This window comes from Salinibacterium sp. AL4.1 (genome assembly GCF_059767305.1).
In genome coordinates this window covers 577,710-593,624 of sequence record NZ_JBSOQK010000001.1, presented here as the reverse complement: position 1 = coordinate 593,624, position 15,915 = coordinate 577,710, and the positions used below count along the sequence as shown (strand labels likewise).

13 protein-coding genes are annotated in these 15,915 nt (G+C 61.4%); 5 read left to right on the top strand and 8 right to left on the bottom strand.

Translation table 11 applies throughout. From position 1 onward, the window contains the following. Positions 1 to 265: 265 nt before the first annotated feature. A complete protein-coding gene (locus tag ACWTV3_RS02865) occupies positions 266 to 1,282 on the top strand; it encodes a LacI family DNA-binding transcriptional regulator (protein WP_498476753.1) in 1,017 nt (338 codons plus the stop codon). Positions 1,283 to 1,354: 72 nt separating this feature from the next. On the opposite strand, the gene ACWTV3_RS02860 is transcribed toward ACWTV3_RS02865, so the two are convergent. The 3 genes from ACWTV3_RS02860 to ACWTV3_RS02850 all read right to left on the bottom strand — a co-directional run bounded on the left by ACWTV3_RS02860 (position 1,355) and on the right by ACWTV3_RS02850 (position 3,369). Then, positions 1,355 to 1,999 carry a copper resistance CopC family protein gene (locus tag ACWTV3_RS02860; protein WP_498476752.1) on the bottom strand — a complete coding sequence of 215 codons (645 nt, stop codon included), beginning with the start codon at positions 1,997 to 1,999 and terminating at the stop codon, positions 1,355 to 1,357. 8 nt (positions 2,000 to 2,007) lie between these two features. Further along, positions 2,008 to 2,727, bottom strand: a complete 720-nt coding sequence (locus tag ACWTV3_RS02855) for a YcnI family copper-binding membrane protein (RefSeq protein ID WP_498476751.1) — start codon at positions 2,725 to 2,727, stop codon at positions 2,008 to 2,010. Positions 2,728 to 2,790: 63 nt separating this feature from the next. Beyond that, positions 2,791 to 3,369 (bottom strand): hypothetical protein, encoded by a 579-nt coding sequence (locus tag ACWTV3_RS02850; RefSeq protein ID WP_498476750.1) that lies wholly within the window; start codon positions 3,367 to 3,369, stop codon positions 2,791 to 2,793. 188 nt (positions 3,370 to 3,557) lie between these two features. Between ACWTV3_RS02850 and clpX the strand changes: the two genes are divergently transcribed. Further along, the gene (gene clpX / locus ACWTV3_RS02845) at positions 3,558 to 4,835 is read left to right on the top strand and encodes an ATP-dependent Clp protease ATP-binding subunit ClpX (protein ID WP_100388719.1); all 1,278 of its coding nucleotides are present in this window, start codon (positions 3,558 to 3,560) and stop codon (positions 4,833 to 4,835) included. Positions 4,836 to 5,203: 368 nt separating this feature from the next. Here clpX and ACWTV3_RS02840 read toward each other — a convergent pair whose 3' ends face one another. After that, the gene (locus tag ACWTV3_RS02840; RefSeq protein ID WP_498476749.1) at positions 5,204 to 5,866 is read right to left on the bottom strand and encodes a GntR family transcriptional regulator; all 663 of its coding nucleotides are present in this window, start codon (positions 5,864 to 5,866) and stop codon (positions 5,204 to 5,206) included. Between the two features lie 174 nt (positions 5,867 to 6,040). Here ACWTV3_RS02840 and ACWTV3_RS02835 point away from each other — a divergent pair, with 174 nt between their 5' ends. Beyond that, a complete protein-coding gene (locus ACWTV3_RS02835) occupies positions 6,041 to 7,048 on the top strand; it encodes a 1-aminocyclopropane-1-carboxylate deaminase (protein WP_498476748.1) in 1,008 nt (335 codons plus the stop codon). A 109-nt stretch (positions 7,049 to 7,157) separates the two neighbouring features. Then, positions 7,158 to 9,620, top strand: coding sequence for a thiamine pyrophosphate-binding protein (locus ACWTV3_RS02830; protein WP_498476747.1), 2,463 nt, complete (start codon positions 7,158 to 7,160; stop codon positions 9,618 to 9,620). On the opposite strand, the gene ACWTV3_RS02825 is transcribed toward ACWTV3_RS02830, so the two are convergent. Further along, positions 9,617 to 11,641, bottom strand: coding sequence for a M3 family metallopeptidase (locus tag ACWTV3_RS02825; protein WP_498476746.1), 2,025 nt, complete (start codon positions 11,639 to 11,641; stop codon positions 9,617 to 9,619). The two genes, ACWTV3_RS02830 and ACWTV3_RS02825, sit on opposite strands and share 4 nt — an antisense overlap. A 22-nt stretch (positions 11,642 to 11,663) precedes the next feature. On the opposite strand from ACWTV3_RS02825, the gene ACWTV3_RS02820 reads away from it, so the two are divergent. Continuing rightward, positions 11,664 to 12,455 (top strand): class I SAM-dependent methyltransferase, encoded by a 792-nt coding sequence (locus tag ACWTV3_RS02820; protein WP_498476745.1) that lies wholly within the window; start codon positions 11,664 to 11,666, stop codon positions 12,453 to 12,455. A gap of 63 nt (positions 12,456 to 12,518) precedes the next feature. Here the strand turns inward: ACWTV3_RS02820 and ACWTV3_RS02815 are convergent, their stop codons facing one another. The 3 genes from ACWTV3_RS02815 to valS all read right to left on the bottom strand — a co-directional run bounded on the left by ACWTV3_RS02815 (position 12,519) and on the right by valS (position 15,889). After that, on the bottom strand, positions 12,519 to 12,749 hold the full coding sequence (locus ACWTV3_RS02815; RefSeq protein ID WP_498476744.1) for a hypothetical protein: 231 nt from the start codon (positions 12,747 to 12,749) through the stop codon (positions 12,519 to 12,521). Beyond that, on the bottom strand, positions 12,749 to 13,228 hold the full coding sequence (locus ACWTV3_RS02810; RefSeq protein ID WP_341619702.1) for a GNAT family N-acetyltransferase: 480 nt from the start codon (positions 13,226 to 13,228) through the stop codon (positions 12,749 to 12,751). Before ACWTV3_RS02810 ends, ACWTV3_RS02815 begins: the two co-directional genes overlap by 1 nt. 63 nt (positions 13,229 to 13,291) lie before the next feature. After that, positions 13,292 to 15,889 (bottom strand): valine--tRNA ligase, encoded by a 2,598-nt coding sequence (gene valS / locus ACWTV3_RS02805; protein WP_498476743.1) that lies wholly within the window; start codon positions 15,887 to 15,889, stop codon positions 13,292 to 13,294. Between the last annotated feature and the right edge of the window lie 26 nt (positions 15,890 to 15,915).

Here is a 15,915-nt window from a genome sequence, read left to right as displayed (position 1 = left end):
ACCGTTTTGTCAGGGTCAAGCGTGAATACTGAAAATAGCCCTGTGATCGCGCAGATTTAACGTCAAAGAAACATAGAAATCTGCGTGAATTCTTGCCGTACGCACCTTTATTGCCTACCCGCGTAGATTTTTTTCAGGTAAAGTGAATTATCTTTAGCCTTGTGCTGCGGGTCGCGTCACGATCGCTTGTGCGAGGTGCGGGTCATCCACGGACTCCACGCAGCACAGGGCGACAACACTGATGAATAAGGGGATCGGATACACCGTGGTAACCAGAGACGATGTTGCTCGCGAAGCGGGCACTTCTACGGCTGTTGTCAGCTACGTCATGAACAACGGCCCTCGGAATGTTGCAGCGCCCACCAGGCAACGCGTGCTCGATGCTGTTGCACGGCTCGGTTACCGCCCCAACGCCACGGCTCGTGCTTTGGCGTCGGCATCCAGCACAGTCTTGGGGCTGATTGCTTCCGACATCACTAACCCGTACTGCAGCGAGCTTGCCATCGAAGTCGAGAACTCCGCTCTTGCACGCGGTCATTCGTTGCTGCTCGGGAACGCCATGAATAGCGACGAGCGACAAGCGCGCCACCTTCGCTCGTTCATGGAACACCAAGTGCGGGGGATTCTCTTCGTCGGCAGCACGGATGAGCGCCGTTCAAGTCATGAAGAGACCTCCAGCGTGCTTGAGAGCAACCACACACCTCTGGTGTTCTTCGACCGCCCGGCAAGCGAGCTTGGAGCGACCGCGATTCTGGTTGATAACCGAGGCGGAGGTTTTGCCGCCACCTCGCATCTGCTCGACCACGGGTACGAGTCCGTTGCGTGTTTCTCTGGCCCGGCGCACCTCTATGGCGTCAGTGACCGTCTAGCAGGGTGGGGCGACGCGCTCGAAGCGAAGGGCATGAAGGCCGAGGATCACGAGGTATTTGAGAGCGAATTCGATCGCTACAGTGCTTTCGCGCTCGCGCGGGTTATTCTTGCGCGGCCCACGCGTCCGCGCGCAATCTTTGTCCACAGCGATGAGCAAGCGTTCGGAATCATGACGGCGGCCACGCAAGCGGGTCTCAGCATTCCCGAAGACCTCGCGCTGATTTCATTCGACGGGCTCAAAGAGTCGAGCATCGTCTTGCCCCGCCTCACAACTGTTCAGCAACCGTTCCACACGGCGGCGTCGCTCGGTGTGGATGTTCTTCTTGACGCCACTCCGGGGTCTCGCGATGCTCCCCATAATCGTGTTCTTCCGCTAGATCTCACCATTCGGGAGAGCTGCGGCTGCGGGTGAGCGGAGCCCGTTCCGCCCGCGGCATGAGCGGTTAAGTTTTCAGAACCTAGTTCACGACGCTGGCGGACGAGACTAAGACGTCTCTTGCTCGTCTTTCTTGCGTTTGACGGAGATCAAGAAGATCGCCACGCCAGCAATGAGAACGAGCGCGATCGCGCCGCCGATCAACACGACCGTTTCAGCATCGATGCTCGTGCCGGCATCAGAACCGTCAGTATCGTTGCTGCCGTCGGAGCCTTCGGATGCTGCCGGGGGAGTGCTCTCCTCGAGCGACCCACCGCCGCAGGCTGGCGGGGCATCCAACGCTTCGGAGAGCACCTGATCGACATCCGGTTGCCACGTGAAGTTAATCTCGTCAGAGATGGTGTGGCCGTCGGCTGACACCAGCTGCCAGAGCATCCGGTACTCGCCGGGCTCACCGAGAGCCGCGAGCGTGGAGAGCGACTCGTCGCGGATGCTGACGCAGCCGTCGCCGTAGTAGCCGCCGTCGGCATCCAGAATCTGAATCGCGAAACCTCCGCCGTCTCCGGCGAGGTCGAGCAATACGTCATTGGTGGTGACGGAGAACTCGTCGGGCAGCACGGTGAGGGTTTCGCCCTCGAGGGGGGTGCTGTCGACGAGGTAGTTGTGGGCAGACGCGGGCGCGGCCACGAGCAGCAGCAGAGCTGCGATCGTGGCCGCGCTGAACGCGGCGCCGATGCGATTAACTCGACGCATGGTTCGAACTACTTAGTGGCGGGGCGGCGGAACGCGAATGCCGCTACGAGCGCGCCGAGACCGGCAACGAGGCCGGCGATTCCCAGTCCGCGGGCAACGGGGTCACTGCTGGATGCTGCTGCAGCGTCACTGTTCTCGTCTTCGCTCGCGTGGTCGTCACCGTGAGCGTCTTCTTCCGTTTCAGAGTGATCGTGGTCGTCCACCGGTGCGTCGTTGACGTAGAGGACAGGTGCGGGCTTCTCGGCTCCTTCTTCAGTATCACTCCAGCTCACTACGGTGCCATCGGTGTACGTCTGGTCGGCCGTCAGCACAACGCTTCCGACATCCGGAACCGGTCCGAGCGAGATCGGAAGCAGCAGCAGTGCGCCGTCTCCGATTTCGGAACCCGCTTGGGCTGTCCACACAATCGAGGTCACTGCTTCGGTGATCTCGCTTTCGCCGACCATGACGGGCTCCGGCAGTTCGCTGCGCACAAGCTCAGCGTCCCAGCCGGGAACAGGCACGAAGCGCACGCTCGTGAATGGAGTATCCGTGGGCAGGTTGAGCTCGACCTTGTTGGTCTTCTCGGTGTCTGATTCGTTGGGAACCTTGACCGTGATGAGGGCGTAGCTTCCGGCGTCTGCCTGGCCCGGGTCAATAGTGACGTGAGCCATCGCTGCGAGCGGAGCCGCTACCGCGAGTGCAGCACCTGCAGAGAGTGCGAGGGCAGCTTTAGTGAAGTTTTTCATTGTGTTCTTTCTCAAAAAGGGTCGCGAATGAGCGACAAATATCGGGGATGCTGTGCGGCGTCGTTAGGCCGCGGCGAGAGCGGCCGGTGGGCCCCGATAGCGCGTAATGGAGAGAAAGCGAGCGACGAGTTGCACCACTGGCGCACTGCGTGGCTCAAGGCGGAACTCCAGCACAGGAGTTGCGACGAGGGCGAGCGTGGCGAAAAGGCGCGAGACGAACATCCGCGCTGTATCGAACAGGCCCCAGAACGCGACTTCGGCGTGACGGAAAGCCACGATGGTCACTATGGCGGCGACGATGTGCGAGAGCGACATCGCCGAATCAGCAGACTGCGCTACTGAGCGCAAGTCGAAGGTCATTGCCGCCATGTCGTGTTGAGCGATTTGCGCCGGGGCGAGCATGGAACTGAACAGTGCGTGATACATCGCCTGGCTCGCCAGTATGGCGATGCTCAACCGTGCAAGCGAGACCGTGCGGCCGGTGAGCAAGGTGCAGACGGAGATGGAGAGCACAAGCGAGACGCCCATGCCGAACAGCGACGGCGAAACACCGCCAGCAAGTTGGTGAGAAAACGCGGCAGTGAACGTAGCGAAGAAAGCCGCAAGGCTGCCGCGGAGCACGCGCATGGCACGAGTATGCATGGGGCTCCTTCGGTTATCGGCGCTAGCCCTTCAAGCCTAGTTCCTCTTCGAGGCCTCGTTATCCGCCAAGAAACGGGGATATTGCAGTGCGACCGACTCGCCGAAACGCCGCCGGTAATGGTGACGAGACTGAACGAATATCGGGTTAGGCTCGTTATCAAGGTATTTACTCAGGGAGAGGAACCGGCATGGCCCGAATTGGGGAAAGCGCGGACCTGCTCAAGTGTTCCTTCTGCGGCAAAAGCCAAAAGCAGGTACAGCAATTGATTGCCGGTCCGGGTGTCTATATCTGCGACGAGTGCGTAGATCTGTGCAACGAGATCATCGAAGAGCGTCTTGCTGAAGCGGGCGAAGAGCCGTCGAGCGAATTCGACCTGCCTAAACCACGCGAAATCTACGACTTCCTTGAGGAATACGTCATCGGCCAGGAGGCAGCCAAGCGCTCGCTCTCCGTTGCCGTCTACAACCACTACAAGCGTGTTCGTGCTCGCAGCACCATCACCTCCGCCGATGCGGTCATTGACGATGTTGAGATTGCCAAGTCGAACATTCTGCTCATCGGTCCCACCGGTTGCGGTAAGACCTATCTCGCTCAGACGCTGGCCAAGCGCCTCAACGTTCCGTTCGCTGTTGCGGATGCCACCGCACTGACCGAGGCCGGTTACGTCGGTGAGGATGTCGAGAACATCCTCCTCAAGCTCCTGCAGGCAGCTGACTATGACGTCAAGCGCGCCGAGACCGGCATCATCTACATCGACGAGATCGACAAGATCGCTCGCAAGGCCGAGAACCCCTCCATTACGCGCGACGTGTCTGGTGAGGGCGTTCAGCAGGCGCTTCTCAAGATTCTTGAGGGCACTGTCGCGTCCGTTCCGCCCCAGGGCGGGCGCAAGCATCCGCATCAGGAGTTCATACAGGTAGACACCACCAACGTGTTGTTCATCGTGGCAGGGGCTTTCTCGGGTCTCGAAGAGATCATTTCCAACCGTGCAGGTAAGAAGGGCATTGGTTTCGGTGCTCCGCTTCACAGCAAGGGCGACGATGTGAACCTCTTCGGTGAGGTTCTGCCTGAAGACCTCCACAAGTTCGGTCTCATTCCTGAGTTCATCGGTCGCCTCCCTGTTGTGACCACGGTCACCCAGCTCGACCAGGTCGCCCTGATGGACATCCTCACCACTCCCAAGAACGCGCTCGTGCGTCAGTATCAGCGCATGTTCGAGATCGACGGTGTTGAACTGGAGTTCGAGCGCGATGCACTCGAAGCGATTGCCGACCTTGCCGTGCTTCGGCAAACGGGTGCTCGCGGGTTGCGCGCAATCCTCGAAGAAGTTCTCGGGCCAATCATGTTTGACGTGCCGTCTGATGAAACCGTCGGTCGCGTGATCGTAACTAAGGCTGCCGTTCTGGAGAACGCTGCCCCCACGATCGTTCCTCGCAAGCCAGTACGTGCGGAGAAGTCCGCCTAGTCGCAGTCACGACAACCGCGTACCAAAAACGCAGATGCCCTCGGGCGTCTGCGTTTTTTGCGGTCTTCGGCGCAGACCAGGCTATGACTCTGCGTGTGTGTAGCGGGGTCAGCGCGACCGGCAGAGCGTGCTCTGACGATGACGCAGCATGAGCCTCTGCGAGAAGTGATGTTCCTGAGGGCGACCGCGCCGGGCAAACTCATTGCAGCCAAATTCGGGGGGAGGCTGAGATGGGATCGCCCTCAGGACATCGTGCTAGGTGACGTCTAAGTGTGTTGGGGCGCGTCAAACGCGACCGGGACTATTGTGCCCGACCGGAGGGCGTTAGCGAAAGGTTTTCACAAATTTTTGTGGGTCGAGCACAACAATCACGCGTCTGGGGATTCAGCGACGTGAGGTAGTGACAACCAATTGAGCCGAACGGCCGTGAGAAGCGCTTCGCTGTCGCCGTTGCGCGCGTGTTCAATGATCGCTTGGTGCTGCGGCACAGACTCGCGCCCCGAGTGAGAGCTGAACCGCATTCTTTCCACCCGACGGAGCACCGGGGTGAGTTGGCTCAGCACTTGAGCGATGGTGTCGTTACCGCTGGCGTTGATGAAGACATCGTGGAAGTCGTCGTCAGCGTCGAGTGCGGCGTCTACATTTTCGGCGTCAAGAGCACTCGCGAAGCGGCGGTTTGCTGCCGACATCGCGCTGAAGTGATCGGGGGTGAGTCGAGGCAGCGCTAGCTGCGCTGCGAGCTCGTGCAGCGCTGCAGTGACCTGTTGAACGCCATGAGTGGATGCAGGGTCGTACGGCGCGACCAGGGTTGCCTTGCCGGGGTGCGAAATTACGAGGCCACCGCGTTCGAGTCGAAGCAGTGCTTCGCGAATGGGGGTGCGGCTGACGCCGAGCCACTTTTCGAGTTCGGCGTCGCGCAGTCGCTCACCCGGTGCAAATGTGCCATCGACGATGGCGTCGCGGATCGACGTGTACACGTCGTCGCGCAAGAGCGATCGCTTGTGGACAGCATTCTTTTCGGGCACTGGCATGCGAAATATTGTATGCCGCAAGCATGCAGTGCGTGTGCGCGTATTCAAAGCCGGTGGTCTTGGGGGTCGCGCGCCGTGCATGTTGTCGTCGGCGAAGGGGTTGACATCGCCATCTCGAAGCTGCAATATATTGCATATTGGTTAGGCCATAAGGCCTCGACGACAGGAGCCCTCATGGCGATTTCAGACTTCGAGCGTTACCCCCTCACGTTCGGCCCGAGCCCGATTCATCAACTGCCGCGCCTGAGTGAGCACCTCGGGGGAGCAACCGTCTGGGCTAAGCGCGAAGATGTCAACAGCGGCCTGGCTTTCGGCGGCAACAAGACTCGCAAGCTCGAATACATCGTTCCGGATGCCATCGCTCAGGGAGCTGACACGCTGGTCTCCATCGGTGGCTACCAGTCCAACCACACGCGCCAAGTTGCTGCAGTCGCGGCGAAGCTCGGCATGAAGGCAGTTCTCGTTCAGGAAAACTGGGTCGACTGGCCCGACCCGCTCAGTGACCGTGTGGGCAACATCCAGCTCTCCCGCATTATGGGAGCGGATGTTCGGCTCGACAACTCCGGCTTCGATATCGGTATTCGCGACAGCTGGAAGAACGCGATCGCCGACGTGGAAGCCTCGGGCGGCAAGCCGTACCCGATCCCGGCTGGCGCCTCCGAACATCACCTTGGAGGTCTGGGCTTCGCTAACTGGGCTGACGAAGTCGAAGCGCAAGAGCGCGAGCTCGGTGTGTTCTTCGACACCATCGTCGTGTGCACTGTGACCGGATCCACCCATGCGGGAATGATTGCTGGTTTCGCCGGGCAAGAGCGTCCGCGTCGCGTCATCGGCATCGACGCCTCGGCCACTCTCCAGAAGACTCGCGACCAGGTTGGCCGAATCGCACGCCACACCGCCCAGCTGATTGGTCTCGACCGCGACTTGCGCGACGACGAGATCACCGTGCTCGAAGGCTGGGCAGGAGACCTCTACGGCATCCCAGTCGACTCGACGCTCGAGGCTATCCGACTCGGGGGAACTCTCGAAGGCATGATCACCGACACTGTTTACGAAGGAAAGTCGCTTGCCGGCCTGATCGACCTCGTGTCTAGCCGTGAGATCCCTGCCGACAGCAACGTGCTTTACGCTCACCTCGGCGGCCAGCTCTCACTCAACGCCTACAGCGGGTTGTTCCGCTAGACGCACTATTCGGGTGTGGCTGCGCGCTGGCCGGCCGCGGAAAGCGCGAAGCCACACCGGTAACTCAGTAAGTCAATGACGACGATTCGCGCTCAGTGAGGACCGATAGATGACGCACGACAGCAGCCCAGCCGCCACCCCCGCAACAGAGTCCACCGAGACTGCCGAGACTGCAGAGACCGCAGGGTACATCGGAGCTCACGCTCTCGTCGCTGCGGAGTCGGAGCCCGCCGTGAACTCACGCCCGCTGTCGGCGGCCGCGAGTCTCGGCGATGATGTGCTCGACTCCATAGCGCAGCGCGTGTTGTGGACCGCCACAGCGATTATCGACTCGGCCAACCGGGGGCGTGCCAACGCATCCGGGGTCAAAGTGGGCGGGCATCAGTCATCGAGTGCATCGATGGTCGGCATCATGACATCGCTCTGGTTTTCGGAGCTCACCTCTATCGATCGGGTATCGGTGAAGCCGCACGCTTCGCCAGTGTTGCACGCCATCCATTACCTGATGGGGGAACTTCAGGAGAAATACCTCCCGACACTGCGCGAGCTGGGCGGGCTGCAGAGCTACCCCAGCAGGCTCAAAGATCCCGATACCGTTGATTTCTCTACCGGCAGCGTGGGAATTGGGGCGACCGCACCGCTCTGGGCCGCCATGTCGCATCGTTATGTGCGCGACCAGTTTCCTGAAACTCCAGAGTCGGGGCGCTTCATCAGCCTCCTTGGCGATGCCGAACTCGATGAAGGTGCGGTGTGGGAAGCGGTCACCGACTCGGGTGCGCGCAAGCTCGGCGAGCTCGTCTGGATCGTTGACCTCAACCGACAATCACTCGACCGCGTCATTCCCGACGTGCAGATCGCGCGCCTTCAGGGAATGTTCGCAGCGGCGGATTGGCAAGTTCTCACCTGCAAGTGGGGGCGCCGCATCCAAGCGCTTTTCGCGCAGCCCGGGGGAGCGCACCTGCGCGAACGTCTCGAGTCGATGCCCAACGAGGAATACCAGCGTCTGCTGCGTAGTCACCCCGACGAAGTCCATGCTCGTTTGCTCGGCGACGGCGCCTTGCCAGAACTTGAGCAGCTCGTCGCGGGGCTGAGCCCGCAGGAGCTCGCGGCAAGCATTCGCGACCTCGGTGGGCACGACATCCACTTGCTGTCAGAAACGTACAGAGACATTGACCCCGAGCGCCCGACAGTTATCTTCGCCTACACGGTGAAGGGGCGAGGTCTCGCCACCGAAGGTCATCCGAACAACCACGCCGCCCAGCTCACCGAAACACAAATGCAGGAGCTCGCCGAGCTGTCGGGAATGTCGCTCGATGAGCCGTGGCAGAAGTTTGCGCCGGGCAGTGCAGAAGCGACCGTGTGTGCGGATGCCGCAGCACGCCTCCAGCGGCCCGCGATCGAAAAACATGCGATCGCCCCGGTGCCAAGCGAGTTGCCGTGGAGCTACAAGCCGCTCATCTCCACCCAAGCGGCGCTTGGTCGATTCTTGCTTGATCTGAAGCGCGCGTCGCCCGAGGTGGCGCGCCGGGTTGTCACCCTGAGTCCGGATGTCGCGTCATCCACCAATTTGGGTGGCTGGATAAACAAAACCGGCGTGTGGTCGGTCGGTGAGCGGCACGATTGGTTCGCTGACGACACCGATCGTCTCCTCAAGTGGAGTGAGGGCGCGCAAGGGCAGCACATCGAACTCGGTATTGCCGAGGTGAACCTTGTGTGTTTGGCTGCAGAGCTTGGCTCGACCTGGAGTCGCTGGGGACAGCCCCTGATTCCAATCGCGACGCTCTATGACCCCTTTGTGTCGCGGGCTCTCGAACCCTGGTCGTACGGCATCTATTCGGGTGGTCAGTCGATCCTGATCGGCACCCCGTCAGGCGTCACGCTGGCTCCGGAGGGTGGCGCACACCAGTCGATTACGACGCCGTCCATCGGTCTTGAGCAGCCGGGTTGCATCGCGTGGGAGCCAGCTTTTGCGCAGGACCTCGAGTGGTGCCTGCTCGCCACCATGCAGCAGATCGGGGCTACTGGTGGGCAATCGGCTTACTTCCGCATCTCCACCCGTCCCATTGACCAACAGCTCGCACCGTTGCCCGACGACCCCGCACTGCGCGAGCGACGTCGCCGCCAAGCGATCGCCGGCGGCTATCGACTGAGTGCTCACGACCCGAGCCAAGACGTCGTCACTCTCGTGGGAGTGGGCGCTATCATGCCCGAGGTCATTGATGCGGCAGAACGGCTGACGTCGCGGGGCATCCGTGCCGGCGTGGTGTGTCTTACGAGCCCCGACCTGATTTTCCGCTCCATCAATCAGCGGTACGACGCTGCGGCATCCGCGCGAACATCGATCGTCGACGAACTGTTCCCGGCTCATGCTCGAACACCGCTCGTGACGGTAATGGACGGTCACCCCCACACTCTCGCCTTTCTGGCGGGAGTGCGAGGGGACCGTACCCGCAACTTGGGAGTCAGCGAGTTCGGACAGTCATCGAGCGTGGAGGACGCTTACGAGTTGCACGGCATTAATGCCAATGCGATCGTTCGCGCCGCCAGTGACGTGCTGGGGTACTCGGCTTAGCTCAAGCCGCGGCGGTCGAGCAGTGGCTGCAGTTCGGCGTCGCGACCGCGGAAGTCGCGGAAGGCATCGAGCGGGTTCTTCGACCCGCCAACGCCGAGCAGCCGCGAGCGGAAACGGTCGCCGTTTTCGCGGGCGAGGCCGCCGTTTTCGGTGAACCATTTCACTGTGTCGGCATCCAACACTTCGCTCCAGATGTAGGAGTAGTAGCCAGCGTCGTAGGCGGAGTTCGCGAAGATGTGCTGAAAGTAAGTGCTGGAGTAACGAGGGGGAACGGCGGGGTTATCGAGACCGACTTCGGCCAGTGCCTGCGCTTCGAAAGCGGCGACATCCGTGACCTCGTCAGCAACGCCGATGCGGTGCCACGCCTGATCGATCAGGGCAGCGGCTAGGTACTCGCTCGTGAGGAAGCCCTCATTGAAGGCGGCGCTGGCCTGAATGCGCTCGACGATCTCGCGGGGCATGGGCTCACCGGTCTCGTAGTGCTTGGCGTAGTTGTCGAGAACCTCGGGCCAGAGCATCCACATTTCGTTTACTTGGCTGGGGAACTCGACAAAGTCGCGGTAGGTGTTGGTGCCCGCGAATTTGGGGTATGTGACGCGGGCAAAGAGCCCGTGCAGCGCATGCCCGAACTCGTGGAACAGCGTGTTGACCTCGTCGTAGGTCAGCAACGTTCTCTCACCGGCGGCCGGCTTCGGCACGTTGAGGTTGTTGGTGACAATCACCGGATGGCCGAGTAGGTCTGACTGTGCGATGAGCGAGTTCATCCATGCTCCGCCGCGCTTGGAATCCCGCGTGTAGAGGTCGAGAGTGTAGAGCCCCACTTCAGTGCCGTCTTCGTTGGTCACCTCGAAGACGCGAACCTCGGGGTGGTACGCGGCAAGGTCGTGGCGCTCGCTGAAGGTGACGCCGTAGAGCTTGGTGGCGGCGAAGAAGACTCCGTCGCGCAGCACGCGCTCCGCCTCGAAGTAGGGGCGCATCTGGGCGGTGTCGACGTTGTACTGCTCGGCGCGCACCTTTTCGGCGTAGTACGCCCAGTCGGCGGCCGTCACCTCGGTGCCAGCGAGCTTCTCGAGAGCCGCGTGCTCGTCGCGAGCGTTGCGCGCTGCGGCGGGAGCAAGCTTGCCAAGCATGTCAGCGACCCGCTGCGGGTTCTGCGCAGTCTCATCGGCCGTGACCCAGGCCGCGTGGCTCTCGAAGCCTAGGAGAGCCGCACGCTGCGAACGAACCTTTGCGATCTCGAGCACTAGCTCGCGGTTGTCGAACTTTCCGCCGCGGATGCCACGGGTGCGCGACGCCGCCATAACCCGGCCGCGAACATCCGCATTCTTCAATACGGAGAGATGTGGTTGGTTAGTGGGCAAGATAAGCGTGATGAGGTACTTGCCGGTGAGCCCGCGATCATGTGCGGCGCTGGCAGCCGCCGAGATTTCGGAGGAGTCAAGGCCGTCAAGTTCGTCGATGCTGTCCACCACGACGGCGAGGTCGTTGGTGTCGGCAAGCAAGTTCTTCTCGAACTTGGTCGTGAGGGTCGACAGGCGCGAGTTGTAGTTGCGCAGGGTCGCTTTGGCCTCGTCGGAGAGTCCGGCGCCGGCGAGCGTGAACTCGGTGAAGTAACGCTCGACGAGGTAGCGGGCTTCGGCATCTAGCTCGGTGTCATTGAGACCGTCACGGATGCTGCGGATGCGTTCGTAGAGGGCACTGTTGAGGCTGATGGCGTCGTTGTGCGCGGCAAGTTGGGGAGCGATGACCTCTTCGAGAGCATCCGAGGCTGCATCGCCGTCCGCGGAGGTCTTGTTGAAGAAGACGATCGCGACCCGGCTCAACAACTGGCCGCTCTTTTCGAGCGGGATCATGGTGTTCTCAAAGCTGGGCGCTTCAGCCTGCGCTGTGATCGCTTCGATCTCGGCGAGCTGCTCGGCCATACCCTTCTCGAACGCGGGAGCGTAGTGCTCGTCTTCGATGTCGGCAAAGGGTGGCATGCCGAAGGGCAGCGTGCTGGGCTCAAAGAAAGGATTGGTCATTCTTCTACCCTATTCTCGGAAGATGACGAGCGAGCGATATACCCACGGCCATCATGAAAGTGTGTTGAAGTCGCACACCTGGCGTACGATCGCCAATTCGGCGGCGTACTTCGAGCCGCATCTCGAATCCGCGCTCTCGTTGCTCGATATCGGCTGCGGGCCGGGCACGATCACAGCGGAGTTTGCTGACCGATTGGCCCCCGGCCGCGTTGTCGGGCTGGATGCCGCTCCCGCCGCGATAGAAAAAGCCTCGGCTTTCACCGCCGCCAACCTGAGTTTTATTGTGGGCGACGCCTATGCGTTGCCGTTCGACGACAACAGTTTCGATCTCGTGCATTCGCATCAGACTCTGCAGCATCTGGGCGATCCGGTCGCGGCTCTCGTGGAAATGAAGCGCGTCGCTAAACCGGGCGGTCTCATTGCGGTGCGTGACGTCGACTATGCGGGCACCATTTGCTTCCCCGAACTGCCGGGGCTGAAGGTCTGGGCTGACGTGTACGACGCGGTGCACCGCAGCAATGGGGGAGAGCCGAATGCTGGCCGCCGTCTGAAGTCGTGGGCGTTGCAGGCGGGGTTGACTGATGTGGTGACGTCGGCTTCGATCTGGAATTTCTCCGACGACACTGACCGCGAGTGGTGGGGCAGCATGTGGGAGGCACGAGTGTTGGAATCGGCCTTCGCCGCCGACGCCCTGAGCAAGTCGCTGGCCACACAAGAGGTACTGCAGCAGATCAGCAGCGCGTGGCGTGAGTGGGCTGATTCGCCCGAGGGATGGATGGCGATGCCGCACGGTGAGATTCTCGCGCGAGCGTAATCTCACCGGCGGCTTACCGGGTTCTGCAGAAAGGTCGTGTGGAAAAGACCTACGACGGGTGCCCTACGAAACGGGTTCTTCGACGGTTACGGTGCCGTCGGCGCGTTGGCGCACGACGGTGCCGTCGTCGAGTTCGGCGACAGGACGCGATTCAAGCCACGTGAGCGTCCAACGCCACGCGCTTGTATCGAGGTGGGCGACATCCGCTTCAACACCAGCGATCGCCTCGCGCATTGCTGCGCCGAGGCGTTCGGGTACGTCGCCGCCGACCGACCATCGTGTGCCGAGCTGCATTAAACGTTCTTTTCGTACAGGATCCACGACGTGCGGTCAGCGACCTTGTCGTAGAGAGCCTTAGCGCTGTCGTTTTCCTTGTTGGTGATCCAGCGGAGCTTTCCGCCGCCATCTTCTGCCGCACGGGCAGCGATGTCGTCGATGATCGTTCCGGCAACTCCGGCACCGCGGTGCTCGGGGTCGACGTAGAGGTCATCCATGAACCAGCCCCACGAGGCGGTGAAGGTGTCGGGCAGGCGGCGGTACAGGCCAAAAGCGGCAACTGCGCCAGGAGTGGGACGGCCTTCGGGGGCCACGGCAACGACAGCGTTGAGCTGTGCCGAGTCATCCATGAGCCATTCCCAAACGCCCTGCACGATTTCTTCGGTGAACTCAGTGTCGTAGAACACTCCGTACTTTACGAAGTGTGCTTTCCACTGGTCAAAATCGTCCTGCTGAATGTCGCGAACTGTGTACGAAGGCTTCTCTGAATTCGTCATTTATTCAACAATACGCGGTTTTGGGGTTCGACGCCGTGCCGGCGCCGAACCCTCAGTAGACCTTTAGGCAGAAGCCTCCGGTGCAGCTTCAACCAGAACGATGTCGCGAACCTCGATCTCGTCGGCTTCCACAATCGTCAGATCGTGGATGCGGCCAACAGCCTTCAGGTCGTCAATAGCGGCAGCAATCAGGGCTGGTCCCGCGAGGGTGGCCGAGGTTACTTCCGTCTTTTGCGATGCCTTCGCGTCGGTCTTGGCGCGACGAATCGTGATGAGTGCCTGGCTGACCGCGTGGAACAGACCGCTCGGCTCAGCGGTGACGCCGAGTTCGTCGGCGGTGGGCCACGATGCCGAGTGAACTGAGGTGTCGTGCGTCCAACGCCAGACCTCCTCGGTAGCGAACGGCAGGTACGGTGCGAAGAGGCGCAGGAACACGTCAATTGCAGTGTGCAGCGCACGGTTCGCGCTCGCTTGAGCTCCGGGTGTTCCGGCGCCGTAGGCACGCTCCTTGACGAGCTCGAGGTAGTCGTCACAGAAGGTCCAGAAGAACTTCTCGGTGACCTCGAGCGCCTTGGCGTGATCGAAGTTCTCGAGGGCGGTCGTGGCCTGCTCAACGACCGAAGCGAGCTCAGCGAGCATCTCCAGGTCGAGAGCCTCGGTAACGACTGCACCGGAATCCGTTGCCGCAGCAGCGGGAGCCGGGAATGAGTAAACGAACTTCGAGGCGTTCAAGACCTTGATCGCGAGTCGGCGACCGATCTTGATCTGCTTCGGGTTCTGCGGGTCGAAGGCCGCGTCAGTTCCGAGGCGGCTGGATGCTGCCCAATAGCGAACGGCATCCGAACCATGGTCATCGAGCATGCCCTTGGGCGTCACAACGTTGCCCTTGGACTTGGACATCTTCTTGCGGTCGGGGTCAACGATGAAGCCGGAGATGCCGGCGTTCTTCCACGGCACCGTTCCGTGCTCGAGTTCCGAACGCAGCGCGGTCGAGAACAGCCACGTGCGAATGATGTCTTGGCCCTGGCTGCGCAGCGAGTAGGGGAAGACCACGTTGAACAGCTCAGGGTCGGTCTCCCAACCACCGGCAATCTGCGGGGTCAGTGACGAGGTGGCCCACGTGTCCATAATGTCGAGTTCGCCCTCGAAGCCTCCGGGGACACCACGCTGGTCTTCCGAGTAGCCGGGAGCGGTATCCGATGAAGGATCGATCGGCAGCGAGTCTTCGCTCGGAACGATTGGCGAACCCTTTTCGCCCTCGGCGTCGAGCTCGTACCAGACGGGAATCGGAACGCCGAAGAAGCGCTGGCGCGAAATGAGCCAGTCGCCCGTGAGGCCACCAACCCAGTTGTCGTAGCGAACGCGCATGTGGTCGGGGGTGAAGTTGATCTGCTGGCCAGCGTCAAGAAGGCGGCTGCGCAGCTTCTCGTCGCGGGCACCGTTGGTGATGTACCACTGGCGCGTTGAAATGATCTCGAGGGGCTTGTCGCCCTTCTCGAAGAACTTGACCTGGTGCTGAATCGGCTTAGCGTCGCCGATCATTTCGCCGGAGGCCTTCAAGAGCTCGACCATGGCGGCCTTCGCGCTGAAGACAGTCTTGCCCGCAAGCTCGGCGTAGGCGGCCTGCGCGGCGTCACCCACAATGACATCGGGAGCGTCAGCAATGATGCGGCCGTCGGCACCGATGATCGTGCGGTTCGGCAGATCAAGCTCGCGCCACCAGACAACGTCAGTGACGTCACCGAACGTACAAATCATGGCGATTCCCGAACCCTTGTCTTGCTGAGCAAGGTGGTGGGCCAAAATCGGAACCTCAACGCCAAAGATCGGCGTCTTTACCATCGTGCCGAAGAGGTGCTTGTAACGCTCGTCATCAGGGTGAGCCACGAGAGCAACACAGGCCGGCAAAAGCTCGGGGCGCGTCGTCTCGATGTGGATGTCCTCGCCATCCGCCTTGTGGAAAGCCAGGCGGTGGTAGGCGGCAGGCTGCTCTTTGTCTTCGAGCTCGGCTTGCGCAACGGCCGTGCGGAACGTGATGTCCCACAGGGTGGGAGCATCTGCCTGGTAGGCCTCGCCACGCTCAAGGTTGCGCAAGAACGCACGCTGGGCGGCGCGCTGAGCGTCGTCGCCAATAGTGCGGTAGGTGAGGTTCCAGTCAACACTCAATCCGAGCTGGCGCCAGAGGTCTTCGAACTGCTTCTCGTCCTCAGCGGTCAGCGTCTCGCAGAGCTCAACGAAGTTGCGGCGCGAGATCGGAAGCTGCGCGGCAGCCTTCGTTGACTTGCCTTCGCCACCCTGCTGCGGAGGCTCGAAGCCCTCGTCGTAGGGGAGCGTGGGGTCGCAGCGTACGCCGTAATAGTTCTGAACCCGACGCTCGGTGGGCAGACCATTGTCATCCCACCCCATCGGGTAGAAGATCTCCTTGCCACGCATGCGCTGGAAGCGAGTAACCAGGTCCATGTGGGTGTAGCTGAAGACGTGGCCAATGTGCAGGCTTCCGGATGCCGTTGGCGGGGGAGTGTCGACCGAGAAGACACAGTCAGAACCATCGGTGAGCGCCTTCTGGCGATCGAACCGGTACGTACCTTCGTTCTCCCAGACGGGAGCCCACTTGCCTTCGAGGCCTTCTAGGGCGGGCTTTTCGGGAACGCTCGACGACATTATTTCTCCGGTTCGATATGTGCGGC

Coding starts and splice junctions, on each gene's coding strand:
- valS (WP_498476743.1), bottom strand. CDS start 15,889: ATGTCGTCGAGCGTTCCCGAAAAGCCCGCCCTAGAAGGCCTCGAAGGC.
- ACWTV3_RS02855 (WP_498476751.1), bottom strand. CDS start 2,727: ATGAAAAACTTCACTAAAGCTGCCCTCGCACTCTCTGCAGGTGCTGCA.
- ACWTV3_RS02825 (WP_498476746.1), bottom strand. CDS start 11,641: ATGACCAATCCTTTCTTTGAGCCCAGCACGCTGCCCTTCGGCATGCCA.
- ACWTV3_RS02840 (WP_498476749.1), bottom strand. CDS start 5,866: ATGCCAGTGCCCGAAAAGAATGCTGTCCACAAGCGATCGCTCTTGCGC.
- ACWTV3_RS02850 (WP_498476750.1), bottom strand. CDS start 3,369: ATGCATACTCGTGCCATGCGCGTGCTCCGCGGCAGCCTTGCGGCTTTC.
- ACWTV3_RS02815 (WP_498476744.1), bottom strand. CDS start 12,749: ATGCAGCTCGGCACACGATGGTCGGTCGGCGGCGACGTACCCGAACGC.
- clpX (WP_100388719.1), top strand. CDS start 3,558: ATGGCCCGAATTGGGGAAAGCGCGGACCTGCTCAAGTGTTCCTTCTGC.
- ACWTV3_RS02830 (WP_498476747.1), top strand. CDS start 7,158: ATGACGCACGACAGCAGCCCAGCCGCCACCCCCGCAACAGAGTCCACC.
- ACWTV3_RS02835 (WP_498476748.1), top strand. CDS start 6,041: ATGGCGATTTCAGACTTCGAGCGTTACCCCCTCACGTTCGGCCCGAGC.
- ACWTV3_RS02820 (WP_498476745.1), top strand. CDS start 11,664: ATGACGAGCGAGCGATATACCCACGGCCATCATGAAAGTGTGTTGAAG.
- ACWTV3_RS02860 (WP_498476752.1), bottom strand. CDS start 1,999: ATGCGTCGAGTTAATCGCATCGGCGCCGCGTTCAGCGCGGCCACGATC.
- ACWTV3_RS02810 (WP_341619702.1), bottom strand. CDS start 13,228: ATGACGAATTCAGAGAAGCCTTCGTACACAGTTCGCGACATTCAGCAG.